Here is a 1,594-nt window from a genome sequence, read left to right as displayed (position 1 = left end):
TCCCGCGCAGCGGGGGAACCTCAGCGTAGTACTCGCTCCACCGCTCCATCGGCCACTCCAGCAGGGACGCGGTGCCGCTGGCGGCGGCCAGCCGGATCACCGGGGCGACGGCCGAGCTGTGGGTGTTGACCTGCCGCTCGTCGTGACGGCACTGGAGCGCGTATTGCAGCTCCAGCCGTAGCTGCCGTTTCCCCTCCAGCGGCCGGAAGTCGAACCGGTCGTCGCCGGCGGCCTCGCAGCGGCGCACGAACTCCTCGATCTCGGGGCTCCCGACGGCATACCAGCGAGACTTGTGGTTGTGGCAGAACGGCGACGTCCCCTGGGCCCACAGGGTGCAGAACGACAGCCGGCAACCCCGCTGGTCGCTGTCCTCGACAGCCGGCAGGCCGGCCACCCACGTCCTCTTGTTGGGCTTGCCCGCTCGCTCCCAAAAGCCGTGGTGGCGCACGCACAAGCCCTGCCGAGCCGCCCCGAAGCGGCATCCGGTGACAGCGCAGGCCGTCAGCTCCGACCGCCCGACCGGGTCGGCTCCGGGGTCTGCGATGAACGCCTCGACGTCGGGTTTTCCACGCCGCTGCCAGCGGTAGTAGTGGCGCCGGCAGAGCTGACGGGTGCGGGGCTGGCGCGGGCATCCGGAGACCCGGCAGGAACCCAGCCCGAAGATCAGTTCCCCGGGGGCGGGGATGAACACGTCCACCCGGAACTCGGGCCGGACGGCGGCCATCAGTTTGCCGAGCAGCCCAGCGCCGGGGGCCGGAGCGGCAGACATCGCGTCGCTCACCAGCGCACCTCCCGGCCGGTCAGGAATCCTGCGGCCTCCAGGGCCCGGCGGGCGTCCTCCACGGACAAGTGGCCGTAAATGTCGTGCGTGGTGGCGATCGAGGAGTGTCCGAGCAACGTGCTGACCACTTCAATCGGCACACCCTGCCGCAGGAGCAGAGTGGCTCGGGTGTGCCGGAACCAATGGGGATCGAAGTCGAAGCCGATCTTACGCCGCAGCCGCAGCACCAGGTCGTAGACGGACGCGTAGGTCAGCGGGCGTCCGTAGGAGCCGCCCCAGAGGTTGACGAACATGTAGTCGCTGTCCAGGTCGCCGTACTCACCGTGCAGGTAGTCGGCGTAGAGGCGCACGATCTCGGGACCGACAAGAACGGTGCGAGGAGATGATGACTTGGCCCGTGCCCGGTTGTCGTTGACGCGCGGTGTCACGGTCAACTCGCCTTCTGTCACGGCCAGATCCTCGTGGCGCAGGCCCAGGGCCTCGCCGATCCGGATCCCGGTCTCCCACAGCAGCGCGAACAGGAACCGGTCCCGCAGCCGGGCGCAGGCGTCCAGGATCGCCTGGACCTGGGCGGCGGTCAGGAGCGTCGGATGCGTGCGGGGCGTCTTCAGCTTGATCGTGCGGCGGCGCTCCGGCTGGCCGCCGGCCAGGTGAAGCTTCCCCGTGATCTTGGACACTCGTCGGTTATGCCGCGAGGCTGTGTTGATGCCGCTGCCTGGTCTCGGCCGGGGTGAGGTAGCCGAAGGTCTTGTGCTTGCGCAGGCGGCGGCGGTTGTAGAAGGTCTCGATGACCCTGTTGCCCAATTGGGTGAA

At 69.1% G+C, this 1,594-nt stretch carries 1 protein-coding gene and 1 pseudogene; both read right to left on the bottom strand.

The annotated features are described in order from the left end of the window. Positions 1-781, bottom strand: a pseudogene (locus VT52_RS34780) (site-specific integrase); the annotation flags it as partial. Next, complete coding sequence (locus VT52_RS34775) at positions 778-1,458, bottom strand: tyrosine-type recombinase/integrase (protein WP_240510032.1); 681 nt, start codon at positions 1,456-1,458, stop codon at positions 778-780. The gene VT52_RS34775 and the pseudogene VT52_RS34780, both read right to left, overlap by 4 nt. Positions 1,459-1,594 lie beyond the last annotated feature (136 nt).

This window comes from Streptomyces malaysiense, from assembly GCF_000980885.2.
In the GTDB taxonomy this organism is placed as follows: Bacteria; Actinomycetota; Actinomycetes; order Streptomycetales; family Streptomycetaceae; genus Streptomyces; species Streptomyces malaysiense.
Note: the sequence above shows the minus strand (reverse complement) of the source record. Positions and strands in the feature narration are given on the sequence as shown.